The sequence below is a fragment of the [Micrococcus luteus] ATCC 49442 genome, assembly GCF_010367585.1.
In the GTDB taxonomy this organism is placed as follows: Bacteria; Actinomycetota; Actinomycetes; order Actinomycetales; family Micrococcaceae; genus Arthrobacter; species Arthrobacter luteus_A.
On record NZ_JAAAXP010000001.1, the window covers coordinates 1,444,487 to 1,470,812 of the forward strand.

Here is a 26,326-nt window from a genome sequence, read left to right on the forward strand (position 1 = left end):
GGGAAGAGCGGTGTTGAGGAGAAGTGTCAGTCTTTGTCTGCGCGGTCCCGTTGCCGCCGGCGGGCCAGGTTCGCCTTGCGCTGCCGGGCCATGGCCTGGAGCAGCGGCGGAACCACCACACCTTCGGTAGCCATCTGGCGCCGGACTTTGCGCCGGCAGGCCAGCATCATGATGGCCCCGAACCCCAGCAGCAGGAAATGGACGCTCAGGGCAATCCGGAACGGCTCCAGCCCGTAGAGGACCCCTTGGGAATAGCCGCTGGCCAGGAGGAGGTCCAGCACAAGGCCGATCATAAAGATCGCCACCAGGGCAGCAATGAATCCGCCCACATTCACAATCCCCGTGGCGGTGCCGATCCTGTGTGCCGGGTTGAACGTCCGGGCGAAATCGAAGCCGATCATGGACCCCGGTCCGCCAATGGCCAGCACCACCACCAGAATGGCCAGCAGCCACAGCGGGGACCGGCCCGGCATCAGCAGGACTGCGGCCCAGGCCGCAGCCGTAGCGGCGGAGATCAGCAGCACCATGGTGGACCGTCGAAGTGGATGCCGGGCCACAAAGCTGCCGATGAAGGGTCCGGCGGCGAGTCCGGCGGCAACGTAGAGCGTCATGAGTCCGGCCACGGTTCCGGCCTCCAGCCCTTGACCGGAGATGAGGAACGGATAACCCCAGGTCATGGCGAACACCGTCCCGCTGAACTGGATGGTGAAGTGGCTCCACATGCCCAGCCGTGTCCCCGGCTGGCGCCAGGCGCTGGCGAGCGAAACGCCGGTGGCCCGCAGGCCGCGCTGGACATCCGGGGTCTCGGTTCCGGGCGGGTGGTCCTTCAGGAGCACTGCCACCAGGACCACTGCCACCCCGGACATCCCGGCCAGCATCAGGAAACCGGGCGTCCAGCCGAAGGAATGCAGGACGAACGCGAACGGCAGAACACTGAACAGCTGGCCCAACTGGCCGGACATGCCGGTCAGCTGGGTCACCAGGGGGACCCGCCCCGGCGCGAACCACAAGGGGATCAGCCGGATCACGGAAATGAAGGTCATGGCATCGCCGGCGCCCACCAGTACCCGCCCCGCCACGCCCCCGGGGATGCTGTCCGCGAACGCCAGCTGAAGCTGCCCGAGACCCATCAGGATGGCACCGCCGGCGATCATGGCCCGCGAGCCGAAGCGGTCCACCAGGACACCCACCGGAATCTGCAGCCCCGCGTAGACGAGCAGTTGCAGCACAGTGAAAAAGGAGATGGCGGAGGCACTGGCGTTGAACCGTTCGGTCGCTTCAAGCCCCACCACACCGAACGAGGTGCGCTGGGAGACGGCCACCAGATACGCAAAGATACCGATGGTCCAGATCAGCCAGGCTCGAGGGGAAGTCACCCCCTCATTATGCCCGGGCCTCAGCTCTGACCCGGGCACCCGTCTGCCCAACGGACACACAGCCGGGCCCGCCCGGCCCGGCCAGGCCGGCTAAGCGCCGGGGTTCTCGCGGGCCAGGTACGCCTCCACGGCGGCGCCCAGTTCATCCCCGTTCGGAAGTTCGTCATTTTCGTCGGCCAGGAGTGAGCGCCGGACGGTGCCGTCGGCCTTCTCGTCGTACCGTTCCTCCAGCCGGGCTACCACTTGGCGCACGTCATCCGAGGCTTCCACCTGTTCAGCGATCTGGCGGCCCACTTCCCTGCCGGCTTCACGAAGCCTGTCGGTGGGCAGCATGAGGGAGGTAGCCGCGCCCAGGAATTCGAGCCCGGCAACGGCGGCCGTGGGGTACTCCGCTTCGGCAAGGTAATGCGGAACGTGGATCACATAGCCGGCGACGTTGCGCCCGGCGTCCGTCAGCCGCAGTTCCAGGATGTGGCCCACTGCCGCCGGGACATCAACGGTGGGCTTCCACACGGAGATGCCCTCGATGAGTTCAGGCCTGTTGCCGTGGACCGTCACGCCCACCGGCCGCGTGTGCGGCACCGGCATGGGAATCGAGTGGATCCAGGTCACCAGGTTGACGTCAAGCTTTTCCACGATGCCGACGACGGCGCGTGCGAAGCGCTCCCACTGAAGGTCAGGTTCGAAGCCTGCCAGCAGGAGGAAGGGATTCCCGAGCCCGTCCTTCAGCTTGTAGAGGGCCAGCTTGGGCGCCTGGTAGTCCTGGAGGTGATCCTCCACAAACGAGATGTGCGGCCTTCGCGACCGGTAATCGATGAGCTGGTCGGCATCGAAAACTGCCACCGTTTCAGTGTCGAGAGTGTCCAGCAGCTCCGCATTGATCTGCTTCACCACATGGCCGGCATCGGCAAAACCGGTGAACCCCATCACCAGGTTCAGCCCGCGGAGCGCCGGGCTGTGGAACAGCTCGATGTTGCTCGCATAGAGCGCATCGGGGTCCAGCAGTGAGCCGGAAATCCGTTCAAGCACGGCGTCTTCCTTTCGAGAATTTGGATGGATACGTTGTACAACGCTGTTCGGCCGTCCGGCATTCCAGCGGCCGGTGTGGTGCAGGTCTCACGGGATTCCGCTCCCCCGGCCCCCAGCGGCTACGATCGACAAATGGCCTGCCGGACGACCTTCGCCGGTACCCCGGCTACGTCCCGATCGGACGGCCGCCGGATGTGGCCGAGCGCCAGACATCCATTCCTGCGCGAACAGCCTTTCGAGAATTGAGGACTTACCCTGTGGTCAAGAATACTGAAATCAACCTTAGTACCCTCGCCAAGGACCTGAAGAAGGCCGCTGGCGATGCCGTTGTCATCGGTGTGGGCCAGGGACCGGACGGCCCCGTGCTGCTGGAGAACCCGCTGACCGCCAAGTCGGCCGAAGCCCTGGCCGCTTCCCTCAAAGCCCTGGGCGTAACCGGCGCTGCGGACCAGGTGGTCCGGCTTCCGGGGCTGCCCGAAACGGGGGCCGGCGTGCTGGTGCTCGCCGGTGTTGGCAAAATAGCCGCCGGCAAGCCCCTTTCCGAGGAGGCGCTCCGCCGCGCTGCCGGGTCCGCCGTGCGCCAGCTGTCCGGTCTGCCTACCGTGGTGCTGGCATTCCCGACGACGGGACCCGCCGACGTCGCAGCAGTCGCCGAGGGTGCCGCGCTGGGTGCGTACTCGTTCACTGAGCACCGGTCCAGCAGCGACGGACTCAAGGACCCGGTCCGCAATGCCGTTATTTATACGGACGTGGCCGCCACTGACAAGCTCAATGCGGCCCTGAAGCGCGCCGGCCTGCTCGGCCAGGCAGTTAACGCCACCCGGTCGCTGGTCAACCAGCCGCCCAGCCACCTCTTCCCTGAGTCGTTCGCCGAGGCGGCGAAGGAGCTGTCCAAGGGCCTTCCCGTCAAGGTGACGGTCTGGGATGAAAAGCGCCTGGAAAAGGAAGGCTTCGGCGGCATCATGGGCGTGGGCAAGGGCTCCACCCGCCAGCCGCGCCTGGTGAAGGTGGAGTACTCCCCCGCCAAGGCAACGAAGAAGATCGCGCTGGTCGGCAAGGGCATCACCTTCGACACCGGCGGCATTTCGCTTAAGCCGGCCCTCGGCATGGGCGACATGAAAAGCGACATGGCAGGTGCCGCCGTCGTCCTTAACACGGTGCTCGCGATCGCACGGCTTGGTCTGCCTGTGAAAGCCACCGCGTGGCTGTGCATCGCCGAAAACATGCCCGGCGGCGCTGCATCCCGCCCCGCCGACGTCCTCACCATGTTTGGCGGCAAGACTGTTGAGGTGCTGAACACCGACGCCGAGGGCCGCCTGGTCATGGCGGACGGGATCGTCGCCGCAAGCCGCGAGTACCCTGACGCCATCATCGATGTCGCCACGCTCACCGGCGCGCAGCTTATTGCCCTTGGCAACCGGACAGCCGGGGTTATGGGTTCCGACAGCGTCACCGGTCCGCTCAAGGCAGCCGCCGACCGCGCCGGCGAACTGGTGTGGCCCATGCCGCTGCCCGAGGAACTGCGCACCAGCATCGACTCCCAGGTGGCGGACCTTGCGAACCTCGGCGAGCGGCACGGCGGCATGATGACCGCCGCGGTCTTCCTGCGCGAGTTCGTGGGCAAGGGCAAGGACGGCGAGCAGATCCCGTGGGCCCACATTGATATTGCCGGCCCGTCCTTCAACAACGGCAGCCCGTACGGCTACACGCATAAGCAGGCCACAGGCTGCACCGTCCGGACCCTGCTGGCCTACGTGGAAGATGTTGCCGCGGCGGCCTGAGCCATCAATGCATGCTCACGCGGCTTTGTGACACCGGGCTGATCCCTTGGCCACAAAGCCGCGTGACACTCACCACAAGCGCGCCACAAACGCGGCGGCGAGGTGGAGCATGGTTAAGTGGTTCGCTAAGGTGAACCACGGTAGTGACAAATGAAAGCGAACCTGCCTGCTGGCATAATCACGGCAGTACAAGTTCCAAGACCAGATGATGCGCAAAGCTCGCGTCATCGTTCACGCGAGGGAGCGTCTAAGTGGCCGATCAGGCAACTGCGCAAGAATTCGACATCCTGGTACTCGGTGGTGGAAGTGGCGGCTACGCCACCGCCCTCCGTGCCGTTCAGCTTGGCTTCACCGTTGGTCTGGTTGAGAAAGGCAAACTGGGTGGTACCTGCCTGCACAACGGCTGTATCCCCACCAAGGCGCTGCTGCACTCCGCAGAACTGGCCGACCACGCCCGTGACTCCGCAAAGTACGGCGTGAACGTCACCCTGGACAGCATCGACATCACCGCTGTCAACGCTTACAAGGACGGCATCATCGCCGGCAAGTTCAAGGGCCTGCAGGGACTGATCAAGTCCAAGGGCATCACTGTCATCGAAGGCGAAGGCAAGCTGACCGCCCCGGATACCGTCACAGTCAACGGCACGGCCTACAAGGGCAAGAACATCGTGCTCGCCACCGGCTCCTACTCCCGCACACTGCCGGGCCTGGAAATCGGCGGCAAGGTCATCACCTCCGACGAAGCCCTCACCATGGACTACATCCCCAAGAGCGCCATCATCCTCGGCGGCGGCGTGATCGGCGTCGAGTTCGCTTCGGTCTGGAAGTCCTTCGGCGTGGACGTCACCATCGTTGAAGGCCTGCCCTCGCTGGTCCCGAACGAAGACGCGACCATCGTCAAGAACTTCGAACGCGCCTTCAAGAAGCGCGGCATCAAGTTCTCCACCGGAGTCTTCTTCCAGGGTGTGGAACAGAACGACGACGGCGTCAAGGTCACCCTGGTGGACGGCAAGACGTTCGAAGCCGATCTTCTCCTCGTGGCTGTGGGCCGTGGCCCCGTCACCGCCAACCTCGGCTACGAGGAAGCCGGCGTGACCATTGACCGCGGCTTCGTCATCACCAACGAGCGCCTGCACACCGGCGTCGGCAACGTTTACGCCGTGGGCGACATCGTCCCGGGCGTTCAGCTGGCCCACCGCGGCTACCAGCAGGGCATCTTCGTGGCTGAGGAAATCGCCGGCCTGAAGCCCGTCGTTGTGGAGGATGTCAACATCCCCAAGGTCACGTACTCCGAACCGGAAATCGCGACCGTTGGCTACACCGAAAAGGGCGCCAAGGAAAAGTTCGGCGACGACCAGGTGGAAACCCAGGAGTACAACCTGGCCGGAAACGGCAAGAGCTCCATCCTGGGCACCAGCGGCATCGTGAAGCTGGTCCGCCAGAAGGACGGCCCCGTGGTGGGCGTGCACATGATCGGCGCCCGCATGGGCGAGCAGATCGGTGAAGCCCAGCTCATCGTGAATTGGGAAGCCTACCCGGAGGATGTTGCACAGCTCGTGCACGCCCACCCCACCCAGAACGAGTCCCTGGGCGAAGCCCACCTCGCCCTGGCGGGCAAGGCCCTGCACGGCTAACAGCCCCCCGTTTTACCGCAAGACATCAGGGTTTGGTGCACCCGGCACAATCTGCCGGGTGCACTAAGCTCGACAAGGCAGCAATCATCCGCACTAAAGAACAATAAGGAGAACGGGGACGACATGTCTGAATCCGTTAACTTGCCCGCCCTCGGTGAGAGCGTCACCGAAGGAACCGTCACCCGCTGGCTCAAGCAGGTAGGTGACCGGGTAGAGGTGGACGAACCGCTGCTCGAGGTTTCCACCGACAAAGTAGACACCGAAATCCCCTCTCCCGTAGCCGGCATCATCGAGGAAATCCTCGTGGCCGAAGACGAGACCGCCGAAGTCGGCGCTCCCCTGGTCCGCATCGGTGACGGCTCCGGCGGCGGCTCCGCCCCCGAAGCAGCCCCGGCAGCAGAAGCGCCGGCAGCTCCGGCCGAGGAAGCACCCGCAGCCGAAGCCCCCGCCGCGCCGGCTGAAGAAGCACCCGCTGCAGAAGCCCCCGCTGCCCCTGCCGCGTCCGGTGGCGAAAGCCACGATGTCACCCTGCCCGCCCTGGGCGAGAGCGTGACCGAAGGCACCGTAACCCGCTGGCTGAAGGCCGTGGGCGACACCGTTGCCGTGGATGAGCCGCTCCTTGAGGTTTCCACCGACAAGGTTGACACCGAGATTCCCTCCCCCGTTGCCGGCACGCTCCAGGAAATCCGCGTGAACGAAGACGAGACCGCCGAGGTAGGCGCAGTCCTGGCCGTCATCGGCTCCGGCGCGGCCGCCCCCGCAGCTGCTGCTCCCGCCCCGGCGCCTGCCGCTGAGCCTGCTGCGGCTCCCGCACCGGCTGCACCTGCCGCACCCAAGGAAGAGGCAGCTCCGACTGCCGCTCCTGCTGCACCGGCTCCTGCTGCTGCACCCGCCCCTCCTGCTGCTCCGGCGGCAGCACCGGCACCCGCTGCAGAGCCCGCCGCCGGCGGCGAATCCGGCTACGTGACCCCGCTGGTCCGCAAGCTGGCCAACCAGCACGGCGTGGACGTCTCCTCGCTGTCCGGCACCGGGGTCGGTGGCCGCATCCGTAAGCAGGACGTACTCGCGGCGGCAGAGGCCAAGGCCGCTCCCGCGGCAGCGCCGTCAGCTGCAGCTTCTGCCCCGGCAGCGTCCGGCCCGGCTGCTTCCTCGCTGCGCGGCACCACGCAGAAGGCTCCCCGCATCCGCCAGGTCATCGCCCGCCGGATGCGCGAGTCCCTTGAGGTCTCCACCCAGCTCACGCAGGTGCACGAAGTGGACATGACCAAGGTGGCCAAGCTCCGCCTGAAGGCCAAGAATTCGTTCCAGGCCCAGAACGGCGTCAAGCTCACCTTCCTGCCGTTCATCGCCAAGGCCGTTGCCGAGGCCCTCAAGCAGCACCCGAAGCTCAACGCTGCGTACGACGAGGACAAGCAGGAAATCACGTACCACAACGCCGAGCACCTCGCGATTGCCGTTGACACGGACAAGGGCCTGCTGGTTCCCGTCATCAACGATGCGGGCAACCTCAACCTGGCCGGCCTCGCCGGCAAGATCGCCGATGTCGCCGGACGCACCCGCGACGGCAAGATCGGCCCGGACGAGCTGTCCGGCGGTACCTTCAGCATCACCAACATCGGGTCCGTTGGTGCGCTGTTCGACACCCCGATCATCAACCAGCCGCAGGTGGGAATCCTCGGCACCGGCGCAATCGTCAAGCGTGCCGTGGTTGTTGCTGACGAGAACGGTGACGACTCACTCGCCATCCGCTCCATGATGTACCTGTCGCTCACGTACGATCACCGCCTGGTGGACGGCGCGGACGCCGGCCGGTTCCTGCAGACCCTGAAGGCCCGCCTTGAAGAAGGCGCCTTCGAAGCCGACCTGGGACTGTAACCCGCAGGCTTTAGCGAACGACGGCGGGGCAGGCGCCGGTGGGAAACCACCGGCTCCTGCCCCGCTTTGTTGTCCCGTCCGGTTTTCGCGGCACCCGCCTGCGTGGCTTTGCTACATGCCGTAGAAGGGTCTGGCTAGACTGAACCCATGATTATCGTCTACAACATCGTGGTCTTTTTGCACATCGTCGGCGCCGCCATGATCGTGGGCATCTGGATCGGGAACATGAAGCAGCCCACCGTCCACCCGCGGCAGTTTGATGGTGCCATGCTTCAGCTCCTGACGGGCATCGTGCTGATGGGCCTGATCCCGGCGCTGGATATGGACGCGAACTACTTCAAGCTCGGCGTGAAGTTCGCCATCGCCCTGGCTGTCGGCGTGCTCGCCTTCATCGGCCGGCGCAAGTACAAGAACGGTGAGGACATCAGCAAGGGCCTCGCCCACGGCGTTGGCGGACTTGCCCTGGTTAATATCGCCATCGCCACCATCTGGAACTGACTGCCCGCAGCACCACGAACGACGGCGGCGCTCCCCTCATCCGGGAGCGCCGCCGTCGCGCTTTAAGCACCTTCTGCAGTCATAATCCACTGAGAGCGGACACCCGGTGCACGCGTGCACCGGAATCCCTAGGATGGGAACCGGCGGGGCACGGCAATGGCCGCCCCGGTTCGAATCGACTTTGAGGAGTGGACATGGCAGCAACACGCAGCGCGCACACAGTATGGAACGGCGACCTGATGTCAGGATCGGGTCAGACGACCCTGGACAGCTCCGGCTTGGGCACCTTCGACGTCACCTGGAAGGCGCGCACCGAAGCCGCCGAGGGGAAAACCAGCCCGGAAGAGCTCATCGCAGCCGCGCACGCAAGCTGCTTCTCGATGGCTTTCAGCCATGCCCTGGCCCAGGCCGGACACGCCCCGGAGGAAGTCAACACGAAGGCGGACGTCACGTTTGTGCCCGGCACCGGCATCACCGGCAGCCACCTGACCATGTCCGCGAAGATCCCCGGCATCTCCGAAGAGGAGTTCCAGCGGATCGCCGGCGAGGCCAAGACCGGCTGCCCGGTCTCCGGTGCCCTCGCCAGCATCGAGATCACCCTGGACGCTTCCCTGCAGTCCTGATCCGGCAGGCGGTGTAAACCGCCGTTGGTCATGGAAAAGGCCCTGCCCCGCCCGGATGACCGGACGGGGCAGGGCCTTTTCTGTGGGTTCGGAACGCTGGTTAGGCGCCGTTCCGGCGGGCCGGGAGCGGGGCCGGCCGCAGGAGGCGGTAGCCTTCCCGTGCCGGGGGCTTGTCCGTGGGCAGCTCCTGAATCATTTCCTTGAGTGCCCCGATGCCGTATTCGAGCTGCGGATCCGTGCCCGCGGCGTAGGCGTGCGGGGGGAAGGTGACCTCGATATCCGGGTCAACGCCGTAGTTCTCCACGGACCATCCCACGCCGCCGGCAAACCAGTTGGCATACCGGGGCTGCGTCACGCCCGTGCCGTCGGCAAGGGCGAACCTGTTGTCGATGCCCACCACGCCGCCCCAGGTGCGGGTGCCGATCACGGGGCCGATTCCCCGCAGCTTGGACACCTGGGTGATGATGTCGCCGTCGGACCCTGCGAACTCATCGGCGAGGATGATCACCGGGCCGCGCGGGGCGTGGTGCGGGTAGGTCCGGGGGCGTTCGCCGCGCGGCATGCTCCAGCCGGTGACCTTGCGGCCGATCAGCTCGGCAACAAGCTGGGACGTGTGCCCGCCACGGTTCCGGCGGACATCCACGATCAGCCCGTCCAGCGCTGTTTCGGTGTCCAGGTCCCGGTGCAGCTGGGCCCAGCCGTTCGCCATCATGTCCGGAATGTGCAGGTACCCGTAGCGCCCGCCGGAGGCCTCCCGGACGGTCCTGCGGTTTGCCGCGACCCACTCCTGGTAGCGGAGGCGCTCCTCGTCCCTGACGGGGACAACCGCGATGCGCCGCTGTTTGCCTGCCTCGGCTCCGTGTCCTGCCCCGTTCCGGAGGGTCAGCTCCACGGCCCGCCCGGCGGCGCCCACCAGCTGCATGGCCGGCGACACGGAATCGGACAGGGGCACGCCGTCAATGGCCAGGAGCACGTCCCCGGCCATGGCGGCAGCGCCCGGCCGGGTGAGCGGAGAGGTGGCCAACGGATCGGAGGACTCCCCCGCCAGGATGCGGGTGATTTCCCAGCCCTCGGGGGTCAAAGCCAGGTCCGCGCCCAGACGGCCCTGGCCGTTGCTGCCGTTTTCCGTCACCATGGCCGGCTTGACGTACGCATGCGACGTGCCCAGTTCGCCGTGGAGTTCCCAGAGCAGGTCCACCAGGTCGTCATGCGAACCCAGCCTGTCCACCAGCGGGCGGTACCGCTTGTGGACCGACTCCCAGTCCTGGCCGGCCATGTCCTCCGCCCAGAAGAAGTCGCGCTGCAGGCGCCATGCCTCGTCAAAGGCCTGGCCCCAGACGCTGAGCGGGTCCATCATCACGCGGATCCTGCCCAGGTCAACCTTGACCAGCTGGCCTGATTCTTCATCGGCCTTGGCATCCGCAGGAACAACACTGACCTGCTTGTCGCTGATCAGCACCACCTTCTTGCCGTCCCCGGAGAGCCGGTAGCTGTCCAGGGCTTCAACCAGTGTGGCCGGCTTGCGCCGGGCGAGGTCAAACCGGACCAGGCTGGGGCGGGCGTCCTTGTCTTCCTTGCTTGCCTTGCCGTCACCGGTGACGCCCGCGAGGGCCCAGTCCAGCCACAGCAGGGCACCGTCCGTGGCCCTCAGCGCGGTGTAGTTGCCCTGCGGCACCGGGACACCGATGACACGGTGGGCCAGTCCTTCGGAGTCCACCCGGACCGGGGCAACGTCTGCCCCGCCGGTTTCTTCGTCGATGCCTGCGGCGGGCGCCAGGTCCACTGCCGGGCCAAAGGGCGAAGGCGTGGTGGCTGCAAGTGCCACGAGGTACGGCTTGATAGGGCTCGGGAAAGACAGGTCAAACGAGTGGCCGTCATAAACAGGGTCGAAGCTGCGGTTGGACAGGAAGGCCAGGAATTTTCCGTCGGGCGTGAAGCTCGGCGACTGGTCGCAGAAGCGGCCGTCGGTGACCTCCACCGGGCTGCCGCCTGGTTCCGTGACGCTGGCCAGCCGCAGCCGGCTCCTGGAACCGAACGACGTGACCGGCTCAGACCAGGCCAGCCACTGCGAGTCCGGCGACCATGCCAGTTCCTCAATGGTTCCCTCGCCGATGCTGGTGACCAGCGACAGCACGCCCGTTGACGTGTTCGCCACATACACATCGCCGAAGGAGGTTCCCACGGCCAGCCACTTGCCGTCCGGGCTTGCTTCCAGTGCGCTGGCCCGTGTCGGCTTGGGGAAGGCGATGCGGGTGGTTTCAGGTCGCTGTACGTCGGCAGCGGCGGCGCCGGTGGCCTGGCGAACAGCCACCGCACCGGACTCAGCGGCGGCATCGTCTGAGTCCGCGTCGCCGGCCACCGGGACCACGACGTCGGCAGTCGCCACAGCTGCCTTGCCCGCGGCAGGCACCGGCCGGGGCAGTGCCGCCGCCTGGTGGCCGGCCGGAGCCTCGGTCCGGGCCGTACCGGGTGCTGCGTTCGGAGATGCTGTGCCGGCAGGAGCGAGTGCAGCAGTAGTTGCCGGGACGGTAACTTCCGCCGCGATTTCCTTGATGTAGATGGCCTCCACGCCGTCGTGGTCGGCCACATAGGCGAGCCGGCCGCCATCGACCGGCCGGGGCAGCCGTGCCCGGACGCCGGGTGTGGCCTCCACAATGCGGGAGGGGCCGTCCTTGTGCCGGATCCAGTGCACGGTGCCGTGGGCCTCTACGGCACTGGCGGAACCGCCGGCGTCGGGAACGGCCTCGCCCAGATGCCTGGCTGCTTTCAGAAGGGCCGGGCGCCGTGATTGCGAGGCCGAGCCCAGGGTGATGTCCAGCCGCACCGCATCCGACGAGAGATCGTTCAGGACCCAGAGCTCACCCGCGGATTCGAAGATAACCCGCTCGCCGTCGCTGGCGGCGTGCCTGACGTAGAAGTCCTCGTGGTCAGTGTGGCGGCGCAGGTCGCTGCCGCCGGGAAGCACGGAGTAAAGATTTCCGTACCCTTCGTGGTCTGACAGGAACGCGATCCGGCCGCCAACCCATAGGGGATCGGTAAGGTTTCCCTCCAGCTCAGGAACAAGCCGTTCGAACTCGCCGTTTCCGTCGGCATCAATCCAGAGCTTGCCGGCTGTCCCGCCGCGGTACCGCTTCCACCAGGCAGGTTCGCGCGAGAGAACACTGGCCAGGACAACCGGACGCTCGTCGCCGACTTCGGGGCCGAACGCCACTGACTCGACAGGCCCGAACGGGAGTTCCTCAGCCCAGCCGCCGTCAACGGGGACGGTGTAGGCATATGTGTGCCGGCTCTCGGCCTGACGGAAGGCACTGGTCACCACCACGTCGCCGCCGGCGGTGAAGCCCTTGACCCTGGTGCTGCTGTGGCCGAAATAGGTCAGCTGCCGGTAGCCGCCGCCATCCACTTCCGCCGATACGACTTCCGGCGCGGTGCCCTGGATGACAGTCCAGACGAGACGCTTGCCGTCAGGCGTGAAGCGCGGGTTGCGGGCGGGCAGCTGCAGGGAAGAAACACGCCACGCCCGGCCACCGCTGAGGGGCGCAATCCAGACGTCGTCCTCCGCCACAAACGTGACCAGATCGCCGTGGACATGCGGAAATCGGAAGTAGCTCGAAGAAGTCATCGTTCGATCATAGTCAACCTGCGCTGACGTCGACGGGAGGTAGTACGGTTCCGTCAGGGTGTCCGCCGTGGTGAGATGGACCATGCACATCGTCATCTCCGGCGCCTCCGGCCTGATCGGGACCCCGTTGTCAGCTTCGCTGCGGCAGGCCGGCCACGAGGTAGTCACCCTGGTTCGCCGCAAGCCCGCCTCTCCCGCTGAAATACAGTGGGATCCCGAAGCTCACCGCCTCGACCCGGCGGCGCTGGCCGGCGCTGACGCCGTGATCAACCTGTCAGGAGCCGGGATAGGCGACCGTCCCTGGACCAGTTCCCGGATCAGGGAGCTGCTCAGTTCACGGCTCAGGGCAACGGGCACCCTGGTTGAGGCCATGGGTAAGCTCGAAAACCCGCCGCGGACATTCATCAGCCAGTCCGGGGCCGATTTCTACGGCGATTCGGGGTCCGCGCAGCTTCGCGAAGATGCCTCGCCGGGTTCCGGCATCCTCGCCCGGATCTGCGTGGAGTGGGAGGCCGCCGCGCACCAGGCGCCGGCCGGCGTCCGCGTGGTCACCACCCGTTCCGGGATTGTCCTCAGCCGCTCGGGGGGCTCCATGGGGCGGCTGTTGCCGCTGCTTCGGCTCGGCGTAGGCGGCCCCTTGGGCAATGGCAGGCAGTATTGGCCCTGGATTACTTTGCCGGACATCTGCGCCGTCTTTGAGTTCCTGGCACGCTCGGACATTCACGGCCCGGTGAACGTGTGCGCCCCCCAGGAAGCGGACGTGAACTCATTGATCGGAGCGTTGGCCTCGGCGCTGCACCGTCCGGCTTTCTTTCGGGTGCCGGCACCGGCACTCCGGCTGGTCATGGGCAAAATGGCCAACGAACTCCTCCTGTCCGGCAAACGGATGGAGCCGGCAGTGCTGGAAGCCGCCGGATTCCAGTGGCAGCATCCGTCCCTCACCCAAGCTGCGGCGTGGGTGGCCGCCCGCTGAGCGAAGCCCGGGGCCGGACCGTCAGGAGCCTGGCAGAACATCCGTAATCCGCCACTGCCCGTCCAGGAAAACCAGCACGAGCCGAAGGACCTGTTCCGTGCCAGGGGCACCGGCGGCCAGCACCTGGCCCGCACTGTCCTGTTCCACATAGGACGAGGTTGCCGACGTCACGCCGACTACCGCCTGGCTGGCTGAACTTCCCTGCTCGACCTCGATGTTGGAAACCGTGCTGGAGAAACCGGCCAGGAGCCGCCCGGATGCCTGCAGCTCGTCTTTGAGCCGCGCATCGGCGGCAGCCGCCGTGGAGCCCGGCGCGTTAACAAGGTCCAGGAGCTCCAGCCTGCCGGAGCTGAACGCCAGCGACCGCACGGCAGCCAGCGCGCGGACTGCCTCGGCCGGGTCAGTCGAACCGAGCTGCGCCGCGACGGCTGCCGGAATCCCCGTGTCAGCATTGCCGGGTGCCGCCGGCCCGTCAGTGTTCCCGCCCGGACCACTCTGCGTGCTGTCCGCCAGCTCAGTGCCGACTATCTGTGGTCCTGCCCCGGCCGGGCCTTCCAGCGGTCCGCCCGGGCCAAACGCACCGGCCGTCCAGATGGTGCCGGCCGCCACGGCCACAGCGCCTGCCGCCAGCAGAAGCGTCCCGCGCCTTTGCCCTGCCTTCGGCACCACATTGCCCCTGCGATCGGGCCCGGATGGTTCAGCGCCGGGCTTCATGGGGCCCAGGTTCTTCGCCCGCCGCGTTTCACCCGAAACCACTGTGTGCTTCCCCCGTGGCACGGGCTTATCGCTTTCCGGGAACGGCAGCTTCTGGCGCGCCCCGACCAGCCCGGACCAGCGCGACGTCGACAGCCTGCGTCCCCAGGCCCGCAGGCCGCTCCGGACGGCCCCCTCGGGATGTTCCGGGACACGACGCCTGGTCAGAAGCTGCGGGATAACGGTGGCATGGACGGAGGACGCGAGATCTATGGGCAAGGGTGGCGCGCTGCGGTAGATCGCCGTCGCCAGCTCCACGGCACCGGGCCGCAACCGCCGGTCCTCGTTAAGGCCTGCCTCCAGGGCGGCGGCCAGCTCCGGCGGCACATCCGGGAGCAGAAGGGACAGGGGCGGCCGCTCCGCGGTCCGGCGCGGCGGCTCGCCCGTAAGGCAATACCACCCCAGCGCCGCCAGCGAATACACGTCGCGTTCCGGCTGGAGTCCGGCCCGGACGGCGTCCACCGGGGCCGGGTCCATAAAGCCCGCCGTGCCGCAGTCCGGCACCCCCGCGGCGTCGCCTACCATCCTGGCAATGCCGACGTCGGACAGCATCGGTTTGCCGTGCCCGGTAAACAGGACATTTCCCGGCGAGACATCGCCGTGAGTGAAACCCTTGGCGTGCAGGTAGCCCAGTACCTGGGCGATGGGGGTCAGCACCGTCACCGTCTCCCCCACGGGAAGTTTGCGCCGGCCTCCCACAAGCTCTGCAAGCGAGCCGCCGGGCGCATAGTCCAGCAGCAGGCCGATTCCGCCGGCGCCCGTTTCCGCGGTCCCTGCCGGCCCCGGTTTCGGCGTGAACCTGACGGCGTCATGGGCCTTAATAAGATGCTGATGGTCGAGTACGGACAGGATCCGGATTTCCCGGCGGAGGTCCTCTTCTACTGCTGCACCCGCTGGCCAGGGATCGGCGGCCCGCCGGCCGTGTTTGACGCCAAGACATTTCAACGCAAAGTCGCGGCCGGACCTTTCCTCGGTGACCAGCAAAACGGTTGAACTTCCGCCTCGGCCCAGCACCCGTCCCACCATAAAGCCGGGCACGTCCGGAGCAGTGAAATCATCCATGGGTCATGTCTAGCGGATTCCGCGGAAGCCTGCAGAAGTTATCCACAGGGCTGCCCCGTCCAGTGCAGTGGCCGGCGGTGCATGAGAGGTCCGCCACTTATATCGGACCCCTTACAAACCGGGGTCTAAGCTGGATGCCATGACTCTTGAGTTTTCACAGGTGGGTCTCGCCCCGGACTTCGTTGACTACGTCCGCGGCTGGGACCTGCAGCGCGAAATCCACGCCAAAGTCGTCGCGGGCCAAGCGCCCAGCACAGTTCTCGTCCTCGAACATGCCGCTGTGTACACGGCGGGCAAGCTCACAGAAGAGCACGAGCGCCCGTTGGACGGCACCCCCGTGGTGCCTGTGGACCGCGGCGGAAAGCTGACCTGGCACGGCCCCGGCCAGCTGATCGCCTACCCCATCCTCAAACTGAAGAACCGCTCGGGCATCCGCGACTATGTTGAGCGGCTCGAGGACGTCATGATTGCCGTCATGGCGGACTATGCCATTAACGCCGGGCGCATCCAGGGACGCGCCGGAGTGTGGATCCCCGCGGACACCAAGGGTCCGGACCGGAAGATTGCCGCCATCGGCATCCGCGTCCTGGACGGCGTCACCATGCACGGGGTCGCCATCAACTGCAACAATGACCTGGCACCCTATGGCCAGATCATCGCCTGTGGCATCACGGACGCCGGCGTTACCACGATGTCCATCGAAGCCGGCAAAAACATCAACCCGAGCGATATCGCCGAACGGTTTATGGACGAGTTCCGCAAACACGAAGAAGCGCTCGTTTCAAACCCCGAAGGAGCGCTCCTGTGACATTGGCACCAGAAGGCCGGAAGCTGCTGCGCGTTGAGCAGCGTAACTCCGCTGTACCCGTGGAGCGGAAGCCGGAGTGGATCAAGGCCAAGGTCCAGATGGGTCCTGAGTATGTCCAGCTCAAGAACCTGGTCAAAAAGGAAGGCCTGCACACGGTCTGTGAAGAGGCCGGCTGCCCGAACATTTTTGAGTGCTGGGAAGACAAGGAAGCCACGTTCCTGATCGGCGGGTCCGAGTGCACCCGGCGCTGTGATTTCTGCCAGATCGATACCGGCAAGCCCTCCCCGGTGGACATGTTCGAGCCCACGAAGGTGGCCCGGAGTGTCCAGGCCATGCAGCTGCGCTACGCCACCGTGACCGGGGTGGCCCGCGATGACCTCGCCGATGAGGGTGTCTGGCTGTACGCCGAGACGGTGCGGAAGATCCACGAGCTGAACCCGGGCACCGGGGTGGAGCTGCTGATCCCGGACTTCTCCGGCAAGCCCGAGCACATCGCGGCCATCTGCGATTCCAAGCCCGAGGTGTTCGCGCACAACGTCGAGACCGTGCCGCGGATTTTCAAGCGGATCCGGCCCGCGTTCCGGTACGAGCGGTCCCTGGATGTCATCACCCAGGGCCGAGCCCTGGGCATGGTGACCAAGTCCAACCTGATCCTGGGCATGGGCGAGACCCGCGAGGAAATCTCCGAAGCCCTGCGGGATCTGCACGAGGCCGGCTGTGACCTGATCACCATCACCCAGTACCTGCGCCCGTCCGAGCGGCACCTGCCGGTGGACCGCTGGGTCAAGCCCCAGGAGTTCGTGGACCTCCAGGACGAGGCCAACGAGATCGGCTTCCTCGGCGTCATGTCCGGGCCCTTGGTCCGGTCCTCCTACCGTGCCGGCCGGCTCTGGGCCACCGCGATGCGCAAGAAAGGCTGGGAAATCCCCGCCGAACTCGCCCACATCAAGTCCTCCGGCAGCACCCGCCAGGAAGCCAGCTCCCTGCTGGCCGCACGTTCCTGAGCTGCAGCGCGTTGTGCCTGAGGGCCGGCACCGGACAATGTCCGCCGTCCGGCCCTCAGCCATAAATCACGTAGAATTGAGGCACTATGGCGAAATCCCCTGATTCCAGTAACACTACTCCGGCGGCCGACGGCGCCCCGAAGCGTGGCCTCTTCTCGCGCAAGCCAAAGGAAGCAAAGGTCAAAAAGCCAAGCCGGCTCAAGCAGATCGGCGAAGTCTTCAACATGACCCGCCGCCATGACCCCATGGTCCCGTGGCTGATGCTGCTGGTGTTCCTGGGCGTTGTGGCTGTCGGCCTTGTGGTTGGCCTGCTGCTTGAAAACTGGATCACGGGCCTGCTGATCGGTATTCCCCTGGGCCTGCTCGGCGCCACGCTGATCCTGTCCCGGCGGGCCGAACGTGCGGCATTCGCCCAGATCGAAAACCAGCCCGGCGCCTCGGGCGCTGCCCTGGGCACACTCAAGCGCGGCTGGATCACCGAAGACCAGCCTGTCTCGGTCAACCCTCGCACGCAGGATGCCGTCTTCCGCGCCATTGGCCGTCCGGGCGTTGTCCTGGTCAGCGAAGGACCCAGCGCCCGGGTCAAGCCGCTGCTGGACGCCGAGCGCAAACGCCTGGCACGCATCCTCCCGAACGTTACGGTCCACGTGATCGAGAGCGGCCGGGGCGAGGGCCAGGTCCCCATCAGCCAGGTGGCCAAGAAGATGGGCAAGATGAAGAAGGAACTGACCAAACTTGAGGTCAATGCCGTCTCCAAGCGCATCTCGTCGCTGGGTAACCGCCTCCCCATCCCCAAGGGCATAGATCCCTACAAGGCACGTCCCAACCGCGGACGCTAGAACGTGTGAACCGCCCCGGTTCCGGCCCAAGCCGGGCACCGGGGCGGTCTTTTTTGTGGCGCCCCGTAGGCGCCGGAATCATCCTGTGATCGGAGAGACCCATGAGAGTACCGCTGAAATCTGTTGCAATCCGTGCCTTCCGGATCCTGGCGGTCGCCGAGGCGTTCAGCTGGGCAGCCCTGCTGACTGGCATGTACTTCAAATGGATCGCCAAGACCACTGAGCTGGGCGTAGAGATTGCCGGCCCGATACACGGCGCGCTCTTTGTGGGCTACGGCGTGGCTGCCCTCGCCCTGTGGCGGCTTCAGCGCTGGCCGTTCACCGTGGCACTGTTCGCCGGGATCTCCGCTGTCTTCCCCTTCGCGACCATCGCGTTCGAGCGCTGGGCCGGGAAGCGCGGTTACCTCACCGACGACGCACCACGCTCCGCAGAAGTCAAGGAACCAGCCGGGGTCTAGCGGCGGACCAGGACCGTATTCATCGCCTTGTCGTGCAGGCCGCGGTGCTCGGGGTCGAAAATCACTGCCGGGATCACAAGGCACAGGAGCAGGGCCCGGACCACGGCAGCCAGAGGCCCTGCCGGCCCTCCGCCGAGGCGCAATACCTGGATGCCCACGATCCTGTGGCCAATGCTGTAGCCGAGCGTCCCCACGAGCAGAATCTGCTCAGCAGCGAAAACGGCGAGGGTTGCCCAGGCGTCTCCGCCGAACGCGAAATTACTGATCAGTGTGGCGAGGCCCCAGTCCAGCATGATGGCCACAATGCGCCGTCCGGCCCGGGCAATGGAGCCGGAGCCGGATTCCGGCAGCCCAAGGCGCTCCCCCGGGTATTTTGAGATGCCGGAAGTGTCCGGTCCGGTGAGCCAGGAGCCGATGTCGTCACGATTTACCACTGTCCAAGCTTACCGACTTCGCACCGTTCACATCGCGAAAGCCGCTGGACCGTAGAGGGGACACCCTATAGCGTTGCCTGATCAGGGCATTTCTGTAACCTGCCCGAAACAATGTGGACACCGTCGGGAAATGACGTATCCATAAGGTTGGTACCAGTTTCAAGCAATTGCCCAAGCAGGGAAACTGAGTTTCCCTGCCTTTCGGATTGCGCCGGACCAGATGGCTTGCCAGCCGATATTTACATATGCGTTAGGAGCATAGATGTTCAAGAATGCGGACGAAGTCCTCCAGTTCATCAAGGACGAGGATATTAAATTCGTTGATATCCGCTTCACCGACCTCCCCGGGGTCCAGCAGCACTTCAACGTGCCGGCAAAGAGCGTGGATGCAGACTTCTTCGTCAACGGCCAGCTCTTCGACGGTTCCTCAATCCGTGGCTTCCAGGGCATCGCCGAGTCCGACATGCAGCTGATCCCGGATGTGACCACCGCATTTGTGGACACCTTCCGCATGGAAAAGACGCTGGCGCTGAACTTCTCCATCGTGAACCCGCGCACCGGAGACCCCTACCACCGCGACCCCCGCGGCGTGGCTGAGAAGGCCGAAGCCTACCTCGCCTCCACCGGCATCGCCGACACCGCGTTCTTCGCCCCTGAGGCTGAGTTCTTTGTCTTCGACAATGTCCAGTACCAGTCCTCCCCCGAGGGCAGCTTCTACAAGATCGACTCCGAAGAGGCCCACTGGAACTCCGGCCGCGAAGAAGAAGGCGGAAACCTCGGCTACAAGACCCCCGTCAAGGGCGGTTACTTCCCGGTTTCCCCCACCGACAAGCAGGCCGACCTCCGCGACGCCATGTGCATCGCCCTGGACGAGGCCGGCCTTGAGGTCGAGCGCAGCCACCACGAAGTAGGCTCCGCCGGCCAGGCTGAGATCAACTACAAGTTCACCACCCTGACCCACGCCGCCGATGACCTGCAGAAGTTCAAGTACGTCATCAAGAACACGGCCGACGCCTGGGGCAAGTCCGTGACCTTCATGCCGAAGCCGGTCTTCGGTGACAACGGCTCGGGCATGCACTGCCACCAGTCGCTGTGGACCAACGGCGAACCGCTGTTCTACGACGAAAAGGGCTATGCCGGCCTGTCCGACACCGCCCGCTGGTACATCGGCGGCCTGCTGAAGCACGCCGACGCCGTGCTGGCCTTCACCAACCCGACGGTGAACTCGTACCGCCGCCTGGTCAAGGGCTTCGAAGCTCCGGTCAACATGGTGTACTCGCAGGGCAACCGCTCCGCCGGTATCCGTATCCCGATCACGGGCTCCAACCCCAAGGCCAAGCGCATCGAGTTCCGCGCTCCGGACCCCTCCTCCAACCCGTACCTGGCCTTCGCTGCCCAGCTGATGGCCGGCATTGACGGCATCCGCAACCGCATCGAACCGCCGGCCCCCATCGACAAGGACCTCTACGAGCTCCCCGCCGAGGAAGCCAAGGACATCCCCAAGGCTCCGGGAACGCTGGAAGAAGCCCTTGAGGCCCTCCGCGAGGACAACGAGTTCCTGCAGGCCGGTGGCGTGTTCACCCAGGACCTGATCGACACCTGGATCGAGTACAAGTACGAATACGAGATCCGCCCGCTGTCCCTGCGCCCGAACCCGTACGAGTTCGAGCTCTACTACGGCGTCTAGAAAATCGCGGGGCTGAACACGTTCAACCCCACGAAGTCCGCCCGGGCTGCCAGCATCCATGCTGTGGAGCCCGGGCGGACTTTTTTAGTGCGGCGTCCAGGGTTTAAAAGGGCGGGGGCTGGCTCCGACGTGCTGAGACCAAGAGCCAGCCCCCTGACATGTGCTCCCCGAGACGAAGACTTTTCAAGCCTTCCCCCCAACAAGGATTGAAGAACACCGCCATTTCACATGATGGGTCAATGTGGGGCTGGAGGCAATGCCCCGGCCGCCGTGTCTGACGGAATTATCCCGTAAAGCTGCAGAACATGGTGCGCTGCGGGCCCGCGCTTCCGCCGAGGTATTGTCCGTGGTCCAGGAATCCGGCTTTCCGGTAGGCTGCCAGGCCTGCGGGGTTCGCTTCATTGACGGAAAGTACGACGCCGGCCTCAGCGCTTGTGTGCCGCGCGGTCAGTTTCGCGGCGGTTGCCACCGCCGCTGCCGCCGCAAGCGTTCCCAGTCCCTTGCCCTGCCGCCGCCGGTCGATGAGGAACCCACGCAGCAGCCAGGCGGAATGGTCATCCGGCCAGCCGGCCAGGCTGGCCGCCCCTGCCTGCAGCGTCAACACCCCGACGGCTTCCCCTGCCGCTTCGATCACATACGGCCGGCGCGACTCCTCCGCCAGGCCGGACAGGGCCATCCGCAGCGGATCGCCGGCAAATGCGAGCTGCCCGGGTGCCAGCTCCAGGAGGGCGACGGCTCCCAGCTGGATGGCGCACGCATCCGGTTCCAGGTCGTCCAGGGAAATGAGCCAGACGGACTGGATTGCGGCAGTCAGTTGGCTGGTGATTCGGTGCTCCCGGCCGGCGTCTCCCCGGCCGGCGGTCCGGCAGGGTCCATCCACATGACTTCCCACAGGTGACCGTCGGGGTCCTGGAAACTGTGGCTGTACATAAAGCCGTAGTCCTGCACTTCCTGGGACGGCGTGCCGCCGGCCGCGAGGGCTTTCCTGACGGTCTCGTCCACCGCTTCCTTGCTGTCCACGGAATAGGCCATGATGGCCTCGGTGGCGCCGGCGGCATCGGCCACGTCCTTGTGCGTAAAGGTCTTAAAGAAGCCTTCCACAAGCAGCATGACAAACGCGTTGTCGTTGATGATCATGCAGGTGGCGTTTTCATCGGTGTAGTCCGGGTTGAAGGAGAAGCCAAGGGCGGTGAAGAAATCGACCGACCTCTTCAGATCCTTCACGGGCAGGTTCAGGTAGATTTGCGTAGCCATGCGCCCCAAGGTAGCACCGGACCGCCGCGGCTGTCTGCAGACCCGTGGGACGGCAATCAGTGGCCGTAGAACACCCGCTCGAAGACCGCCCGGGCCCTGCGGCTCAGTCGCAGGTAGTCCTCTTCCAGGGTGGCGGCGTGGCCGGGTTCATAACCACACCAGCGGGCCACGGCTTCGAGGTCCCGGCGGGAGGACGGCAGCAGATCCGAAGCCCGGCCGGTCCAAATAACGTTGGCCGAACGGATCCGGCTGGCCAGCCGCCACGCATCCGCCAGGAGCTTCGCGTCAGCCACGGAAAGCAGGCCCAGGGACGCCGCCGCATCCAGGGCCTCCACGGTTGAGGTTGTCCGCAGTTCATGGTGTTTCCCCGCGTGCTGGAGTTGAAGGAGCTGCACCAGCCACTCCACGTCGCTCAGTCCTCCGCGCCCCAGCTTCAGGTGGCGTGCAGGATCCGCCCCGCGTGGCAGCCGCTCGGCTTCCACCCGCGCTTTGACCCTGCGCACTTCCCGGACGTCATGGTCCGAAATACTCTCCGGATACCTGATCGGATCGATGAGGGCGAGGAAGTCATCGGCAAGGGCATCATCGCCGGCCATGGGCCGCGCCCGGAGCAGCGCCTGCGCCTCCCAGACCAGGGACCACCGGCGGTAGTATTCGGCGAAGGAATCGAGGGAACGCACCATGGCGCCGTTCTTTCCCTCCGGGCGGAGGTCAGCGTCCATCTGCAGGACCCGCTCGGCCATGATGGCAGGCTTGAGCGGCTGTGTCAGGAGGCTGGACACTTTGGACACGATCCGGGCGGCCTGCTCCTGCGCCTCTTCCTCGGTATAGCCGGGCAGGGCGCGGTGCACGTACATCACGTCGGCATCCGAACCGTAGCCGATCTCCCGTCCGCCCTGCCGGCCCATGGCAACGATCAGGATGGCAGTCTTGAGCGGTCCCTTCGCGGACACGATGCCCTCGGCCACGCGGAGCGCGCCGAGTACCGCGGCACGGTCCGTGTCAGCCAGGGCGGCGCCCACCTGGTCCTGCTTGAGCAGCCCGGCGGAATCGGCGATGGCGATCCGGAGGATCTCCCTCCGCCGGATCAGCCGGATCAGCCGCATGGCGCTTTCCGGATCGGCATGGCGTGACATTTTGGAGGTGATCTCCTGCCACTGTGCTTCAAAAGCGAGCGGCGCGAGGTCCTTGTCGTTGCCCAGCCAGGCAACCGATTCAGGCGAAACCTCCAACAGGTCCGCAATCAGCCGGGAGTTGGAGAGCACATGGCACAGCCGTTCAGCGGCCGCGGTGGAATCCCGGAGCATGCCCAGGTACCAGTGGGTGGTGCCCAGGGCCTCGCTGACGCGCCGGAAGGCGAGGAGTCCGGCGTCGGGATCAACACCCTCGGCAAGCCAGTCCAGCAGGATGGGCAGCAGCTGGCGCTGCAGGGCCGCGCGCCGGCTCACCCCGGCGGTCAGGGCCTCGATATGCCGCATCGCGCCCTTTGGATCAAGGTAGCCCAATGCGGCGAGCCGGCCCTGGGCAGCTTCCGGTGTCAGCCTGGCGTCCTCGCTGCTGAGTTTCGCCGCGGTGTTCAGGAGGGGCCGGTAGAAGATGCGCTCGTGCAGTTCGCGGACGGAACGTTTGGTCTTTTGCCAGGTCGCCAGCAGCGAGGCAGGCGGCGGCCGGTCATTGGAGAAGGGGCTCAGCACTGCCTTCGCGAGGGCGCGCAGGGCTGCTTCACTGACCGGCATCAGGTGGGTGCGGCGAAGCTGGAACAGCTGGATGCGGTGTTCCAGGAGGCGCAGGTACCGGTAGGCGTGGTCAAAGGCTGCGGCATCGGACCTGCCAATGTAGCCACCCGAGGAAAGTGCTGTGATGGCCGAGGTCGTATCCCTGCACCGGAGTGATTCATCGGACTTCCCGTGGACCAGCTGGAGCAGCTGCACCGTGAACTCCACATCCCGAAGGCCGCCGCGGCCCAGCTTGATCTGGCGCTGTTCCTCCGTTGCGGGGATGTGTTCGGTCACCCGGCGGCGCATCGCCTGGACGGATTCCACAAAGCCCTCACGGCCGGCGGAACTCCAGATCAGCGGCGCTACCGCTTTTTCGTAGCGCTCCCCCAGGTCCTTGTCCCCGGCAATGGTGCGTGCCTTCAGCAGTGCCTGGAATTCCCAGCTCTCTGCCCACCGCGCGTAGTAGCTTTCGTGCGAGGCCAGGGTACGCACCAGCGGGCCCGACTTGCCCTCCGGCCGCAGGTTGGCGTCCACCTCCCAGAGGCCGGGTTCGCGGGCCACCGAGGAAATGGCACGGGAGATGCCGGACGCCAGGGCCGTGCCGATGGTGTTGGCCCGGGCGTCATCGACGTCGCCTGCATCGATCACGTAGATGACGTCGACGTCGGAAATGTAGTTCAGTTCCCGTGCTCCGCATTTGCCCATGCCGATCACGGCCAGGCCAACGGCGGCCACCTCGCCGGCGCTGAACTGCTCAGCAGCTTCTGCCCGGGAAACTGCCAGGGCGGCCTCGACGGCAGCCCCGGCCAGGTCCGCGAGTTCGGCTCCGACGGCGGGCATAAAGTCCAGGGGGTCGGCAGCGCACAGGTCCTTGACGGCAAGGTCCACTACACCCCGCCGGTAGGCGGTGCGCAGGGCCGCATACGCCTCCGTGCCGGAAATCCCCGCGACAGGCCGGGCAGAACGCGGGTCCGCCCGGACGGACGCCAGCAGCGCGGAACGCAGCTGTTCCGGGTCCGCCTGCACCGGTTCAGGGCTGGCGGTAACCTCAAACGCCACAAGGTGTTCCGGATGACGGATGAGGAACTCCCCAAGCGCTTCAGAAGCCCCAAGGACCCGGTAGAGCGGCTCGCTGGTCTCAGGATCAGCCGCCGCCAACTCCCGCAGAGGAGGGTGCTTTTCAATCAGCCGGACCAGGGACTGGAGCGCGGTGTCGGGGTTGGCGGCCATCTGCAGGCCGGCGAAGATCCTGTCCTCGTCCAATCCGTCCAGTTCCGGGGCAGCCAGAAAGCGCTCACCCTTCTCCAGGTCGCTGAAGCCGGCTGAGATCAGGCGGCGGGCCAGGCTCACCGCCACAGCCTAGAGAATGCCGAGGTTGCGCTGCAGTTCGTACGGCGTCACCTGGAGCCGGTAATCCTGCCATTCGGCACGCTTGTTCCGAAGGAAGTGCTCGAAAACCTGCTCACCCAGGATCTGGGGCATCAGTTCCGAGTCTTCCATGGAGCGGATGGCATCGTGGAGGCTGGCGGGCAGGGGGTCGTGGCCCATTGCCCGGCGCTCGGCCGAGCTCAGTGACCAGACGTCGTCCTCGGCTGCCGCCGGAAGGTCATAGCCCTCTTCGATGCCTTTCAGCCCGGCACCCAGCAGGACGGCGTAGGCCAGGTAGGGGTTCGCCGCAGAATCAATGCCGCGGTATTCGATGCGGGCGGACTGGCCCTTACCGGGCTTGTACAGCGGGACCCGGACCAGTGCCGAACGGTTGTTATGGCCCCAGCTGAGGTAGCTGGGCGCTTCGCCGCCGCCCCACAGCCGCTTGTAGGAGTTGACGAACTGGTTGGTGACCGCCGTGAACTCGGGAGCGTGCTTGAGGACGCCGGCGATGAACTGCCGGGCCGTTTTGGAGAGCTGGAACTCGGCGCCGGCCTCATAGAAGGCGTTGGCGTCGCCCTCGAACAGCGAAAAGTGCGTGTGCATGCCGGAGCCGGGGTGGTCCGTGAACGGCTTGGGCATAAAGGTGGCGTACGTGCCCTGCTGGAGTGCCACCTCCTTGATCACGGTGCGGAACGTCATGATGTTGTCCGCCGTCTGCAATGCGTCCGCGTACCGGAGGTCAATTTCATTCTGGCCGGGCCCGGCTTCGTGGTGGCTGAACTCCACGGAGATGCCTACCGATTCCAGCATGGTCACGGCCGTGCGCCGGAAGTCCTGCGCCACGCCGCCGGGAACATGGTCAAAGTAGCCGCCTTCGTCCACGGGGACCGGCGCGCCGTCCGGCCCCGGCTGCTGGGACTTCAGAAGGTAGAACTCGATTTCCGGGTGCGTGTAGCACGTGAATCCCATGTCCGCGGCCTTGGCCAGGTTGCGCTTGAGGACGTTCCGCGGATCCGCAGCCGACGGTTCGCCGTCCGGGGTGAGGATGTCGCAGAACATCCGAGAGGTCTGCTCGGTCTCGCCGCGCCACGGCAGTATCTGGAACGTGGACGGATCCGGTTGGGCCAGCATGTCCGATTCGAACACACGGGCAAGGCCTTCGATGGCCGAACCGTCAAAACCGAGCCCTTCTTCGAAAGCACCCTCAACCTCGGCGGGGGCGAGTGCCACCGACTTGAGTGAACCCACGACGTCGGTGAACCACAGACGTACGAACCGTACGTCGCGCTCCTCGATTGTGCGCAGGACAAACTCTTGCTGGCGGTCCATGAAGGCCTCTTCTCCGGTCTAACGGTGCCCCGGGCCCGCGGAAACGGGGGCCGGCAGCAGTTCACAATCACTTTACTAAGCAATTGCCGCTGATGCGGGAGCCGGCACCGGACGTAACACAGCGTTAACACGCCGGGCCTGCATCGGACCGCCCCTGATATGACACGGATCACCGTCCGCGGGCCAGGCAGCGGTGGC

The 26,326-nt window shown here is 65.9% G+C and carries 20 protein-coding genes; 11 read left to right on the plus strand and 9 right to left on the minus strand.

Going from position 1 to position 26,326, the window contains the following annotated elements; genetic code table 11:
• Positions 1 to 26: 26 nt before the first annotated feature.
• Positions 27 to 1,376 (minus strand): MFS transporter, encoded by a 1,350-nt coding sequence (locus tag GUV69_RS06555; RefSeq protein ID WP_164200782.1) that lies wholly within the window; start codon positions 1,374 to 1,376, stop codon positions 27 to 29.
• A gap of 90 nt (positions 1,377 to 1,466) precedes the next feature.
• Positions 1,467 to 2,405 carry a proteasome assembly chaperone family protein gene (locus GUV69_RS06560; RefSeq protein WP_164200784.1) on the minus strand — a complete coding sequence of 313 codons (939 nt, stop codon included), beginning with the start codon at positions 2,403 to 2,405 and terminating at the stop codon, positions 1,467 to 1,469.
• A 257-nt stretch (positions 2,406 to 2,662) separates the two neighbouring features.
• On the opposite strand from GUV69_RS06560, the gene GUV69_RS06565 reads away from it, so the two are divergent.
• From GUV69_RS06565 to GUV69_RS06585, 5 genes are all read left to right on the plus strand, one after another.
• The gene (locus GUV69_RS06565) at positions 2,663 to 4,186 is read left to right on the plus strand and encodes a leucyl aminopeptidase (RefSeq protein WP_164200786.1); all 1,524 of its coding nucleotides are present in this window, start codon (positions 2,663 to 2,665) and stop codon (positions 4,184 to 4,186) included.
• Between the two features lie 251 nt (positions 4,187 to 4,437).
• Positions 4,438 to 5,820, plus strand: coding sequence for a dihydrolipoyl dehydrogenase (gene lpdA / locus GUV69_RS06570; RefSeq protein WP_164200788.1), 1,383 nt, complete (start codon positions 4,438 to 4,440; stop codon positions 5,818 to 5,820).
• Positions 5,821 to 5,943: 123 nt separating this feature from the next.
• A complete protein-coding gene (gene sucB / locus GUV69_RS06575) occupies positions 5,944 to 7,695 on the plus strand; it encodes a 2-oxoglutarate dehydrogenase, E2 component, dihydrolipoamide succinyltransferase (RefSeq protein ID WP_164200790.1) in 1,752 nt (583 codons plus the stop codon).
• A 147-nt stretch (positions 7,696 to 7,842) separates the two neighbouring features.
• Entirely contained in the window at positions 7,843 to 8,193 is a 351-nt protein-coding gene (locus GUV69_RS06580) for a hypothetical protein (RefSeq protein WP_164200792.1), read from the plus strand.
• A 194-nt stretch (positions 8,194 to 8,387) separates the two neighbouring features.
• A complete protein-coding gene (locus tag GUV69_RS06585; RefSeq protein ID WP_164200794.1) occupies positions 8,388 to 8,816 on the plus strand; it encodes an OsmC family protein in 429 nt (142 codons plus the stop codon).
• 100 nt (positions 8,817 to 8,916) lie between these two features.
• Here GUV69_RS06585 and GUV69_RS06590 read toward each other — a convergent pair whose 3' ends face one another.
• Positions 8,917 to 12,438, minus strand: coding sequence for a S41 family peptidase (locus GUV69_RS06590; RefSeq protein WP_164200797.1), 3,522 nt, complete (start codon positions 12,436 to 12,438; stop codon positions 8,917 to 8,919).
• Between the two features lie 82 nt (positions 12,439 to 12,520).
• Here GUV69_RS06590 and GUV69_RS06595 point away from each other — a divergent pair, with 82 nt between their 5' ends.
• Positions 12,521 to 13,411, plus strand: coding sequence for a TIGR01777 family oxidoreductase (locus tag GUV69_RS06595; RefSeq protein ID WP_164206283.1), 891 nt, complete (start codon positions 12,521 to 12,523; stop codon positions 13,409 to 13,411).
• A 21-nt stretch (positions 13,412 to 13,432) separates the two neighbouring features.
• On the opposite strand, the gene GUV69_RS06600 is transcribed toward GUV69_RS06595, so the two are convergent.
• The gene (locus tag GUV69_RS06600; RefSeq protein ID WP_164200799.1) at positions 13,433 to 15,226 is read right to left on the minus strand and encodes a serine/threonine-protein kinase; all 1,794 of its coding nucleotides are present in this window, start codon (positions 15,224 to 15,226) and stop codon (positions 13,433 to 13,435) included.
• A gap of 139 nt (positions 15,227 to 15,365) precedes the next feature.
• Between GUV69_RS06600 and lipB the strand changes: the two genes are divergently transcribed.
• The 4 genes from lipB to GUV69_RS06620 all read left to right on the plus strand — a co-directional run bounded on the left by lipB (position 15,366) and on the right by GUV69_RS06620 (position 18,335).
• Entirely contained in the window at positions 15,366 to 16,034 is a 669-nt protein-coding gene (lipB, locus tag GUV69_RS06605; RefSeq protein WP_164200801.1) for a lipoyl(octanoyl) transferase LipB, read from the plus strand.
• Complete coding sequence (gene lipA, locus GUV69_RS06610) at positions 16,031 to 17,038, plus strand: lipoyl synthase (RefSeq protein WP_164200803.1); 1,008 nt, start codon at positions 16,031 to 16,033, stop codon at positions 17,036 to 17,038. Before lipB ends, lipA begins: the two co-directional genes overlap by 4 nt.
• Positions 17,039 to 17,124: 86 nt before the next feature.
• Positions 17,125 to 17,877: a DUF4191 domain-containing protein gene (locus GUV69_RS06615; RefSeq protein WP_164200805.1), complete on the plus strand. Its 753-nt coding sequence runs from the start codon at positions 17,125 to 17,127 to the stop codon at positions 17,875 to 17,877.
• 101 nt (positions 17,878 to 17,978) lie between these two features.
• Positions 17,979 to 18,335 (plus strand): DUF3817 domain-containing protein, encoded by a 357-nt coding sequence (locus GUV69_RS06620; RefSeq protein ID WP_164200807.1) that lies wholly within the window; start codon positions 17,979 to 17,981, stop codon positions 18,333 to 18,335.
• On the opposite strand, the gene GUV69_RS06625 is transcribed toward GUV69_RS06620, so the two are convergent.
• Positions 18,332 to 18,769: an RDD family protein gene (locus tag GUV69_RS06625; RefSeq protein WP_164200809.1), complete on the minus strand. Its 438-nt coding sequence runs from the start codon at positions 18,767 to 18,769 to the stop codon at positions 18,332 to 18,334. The genes GUV69_RS06620 and GUV69_RS06625 overlap by 4 nt on opposite strands.
• 262 nt (positions 18,770 to 19,031) lie before the next feature.
• Between GUV69_RS06625 and glnA (GUV69_RS06630) the strand changes: the two genes are divergently transcribed.
• Positions 19,032 to 20,456, plus strand: coding sequence for a type I glutamate--ammonia ligase (gene glnA / locus GUV69_RS06630; protein WP_164200811.1), 1,425 nt, complete (start codon positions 19,032 to 19,034; stop codon positions 20,454 to 20,456).
• 283 nt (positions 20,457 to 20,739) lie between these two features.
• On the opposite strand, the gene GUV69_RS06635 is transcribed toward glnA (GUV69_RS06630), so the two are convergent.
• Genes GUV69_RS06635 through glnA (GUV69_RS06650) form a run of 4 tightly spaced genes read right to left on the minus strand, consistent with a single transcriptional unit; the run spans position 20,740 to position 26,128 of the window.
• A complete protein-coding gene (locus tag GUV69_RS06635) occupies positions 20,740 to 21,270 on the minus strand; it encodes a GNAT family N-acetyltransferase (RefSeq protein ID WP_208786700.1) in 531 nt (176 codons plus the stop codon).
• Positions 21,267 to 21,710, minus strand: a complete 444-nt coding sequence (locus GUV69_RS06640; RefSeq protein WP_164200812.1) for a VOC family protein — start codon at positions 21,708 to 21,710, stop codon at positions 21,267 to 21,269. Before GUV69_RS06640 ends, GUV69_RS06635 begins: the two co-directional genes overlap by 4 nt.
• 56 nt (positions 21,711 to 21,766) lie before the next feature.
• On the minus strand, positions 21,767 to 24,778 hold the full coding sequence (locus GUV69_RS06645; protein ID WP_164200815.1) for a bifunctional [glutamine synthetase] adenylyltransferase/[glutamine synthetase]-adenylyl-L-tyrosine phosphorylase: 3,012 nt from the start codon (positions 24,776 to 24,778) through the stop codon (positions 21,767 to 21,769).
• Positions 24,779 to 24,787: 9 nt separating this feature from the next.
• Positions 24,788 to 26,128 carry a type I glutamate--ammonia ligase gene (gene glnA / locus GUV69_RS06650; RefSeq protein WP_164200817.1) on the minus strand — a complete coding sequence of 447 codons (1,341 nt, stop codon included), beginning with the start codon at positions 26,126 to 26,128 and terminating at the stop codon, positions 24,788 to 24,790.
• Positions 26,129 to 26,326: the final 198 nt, after the last annotated feature.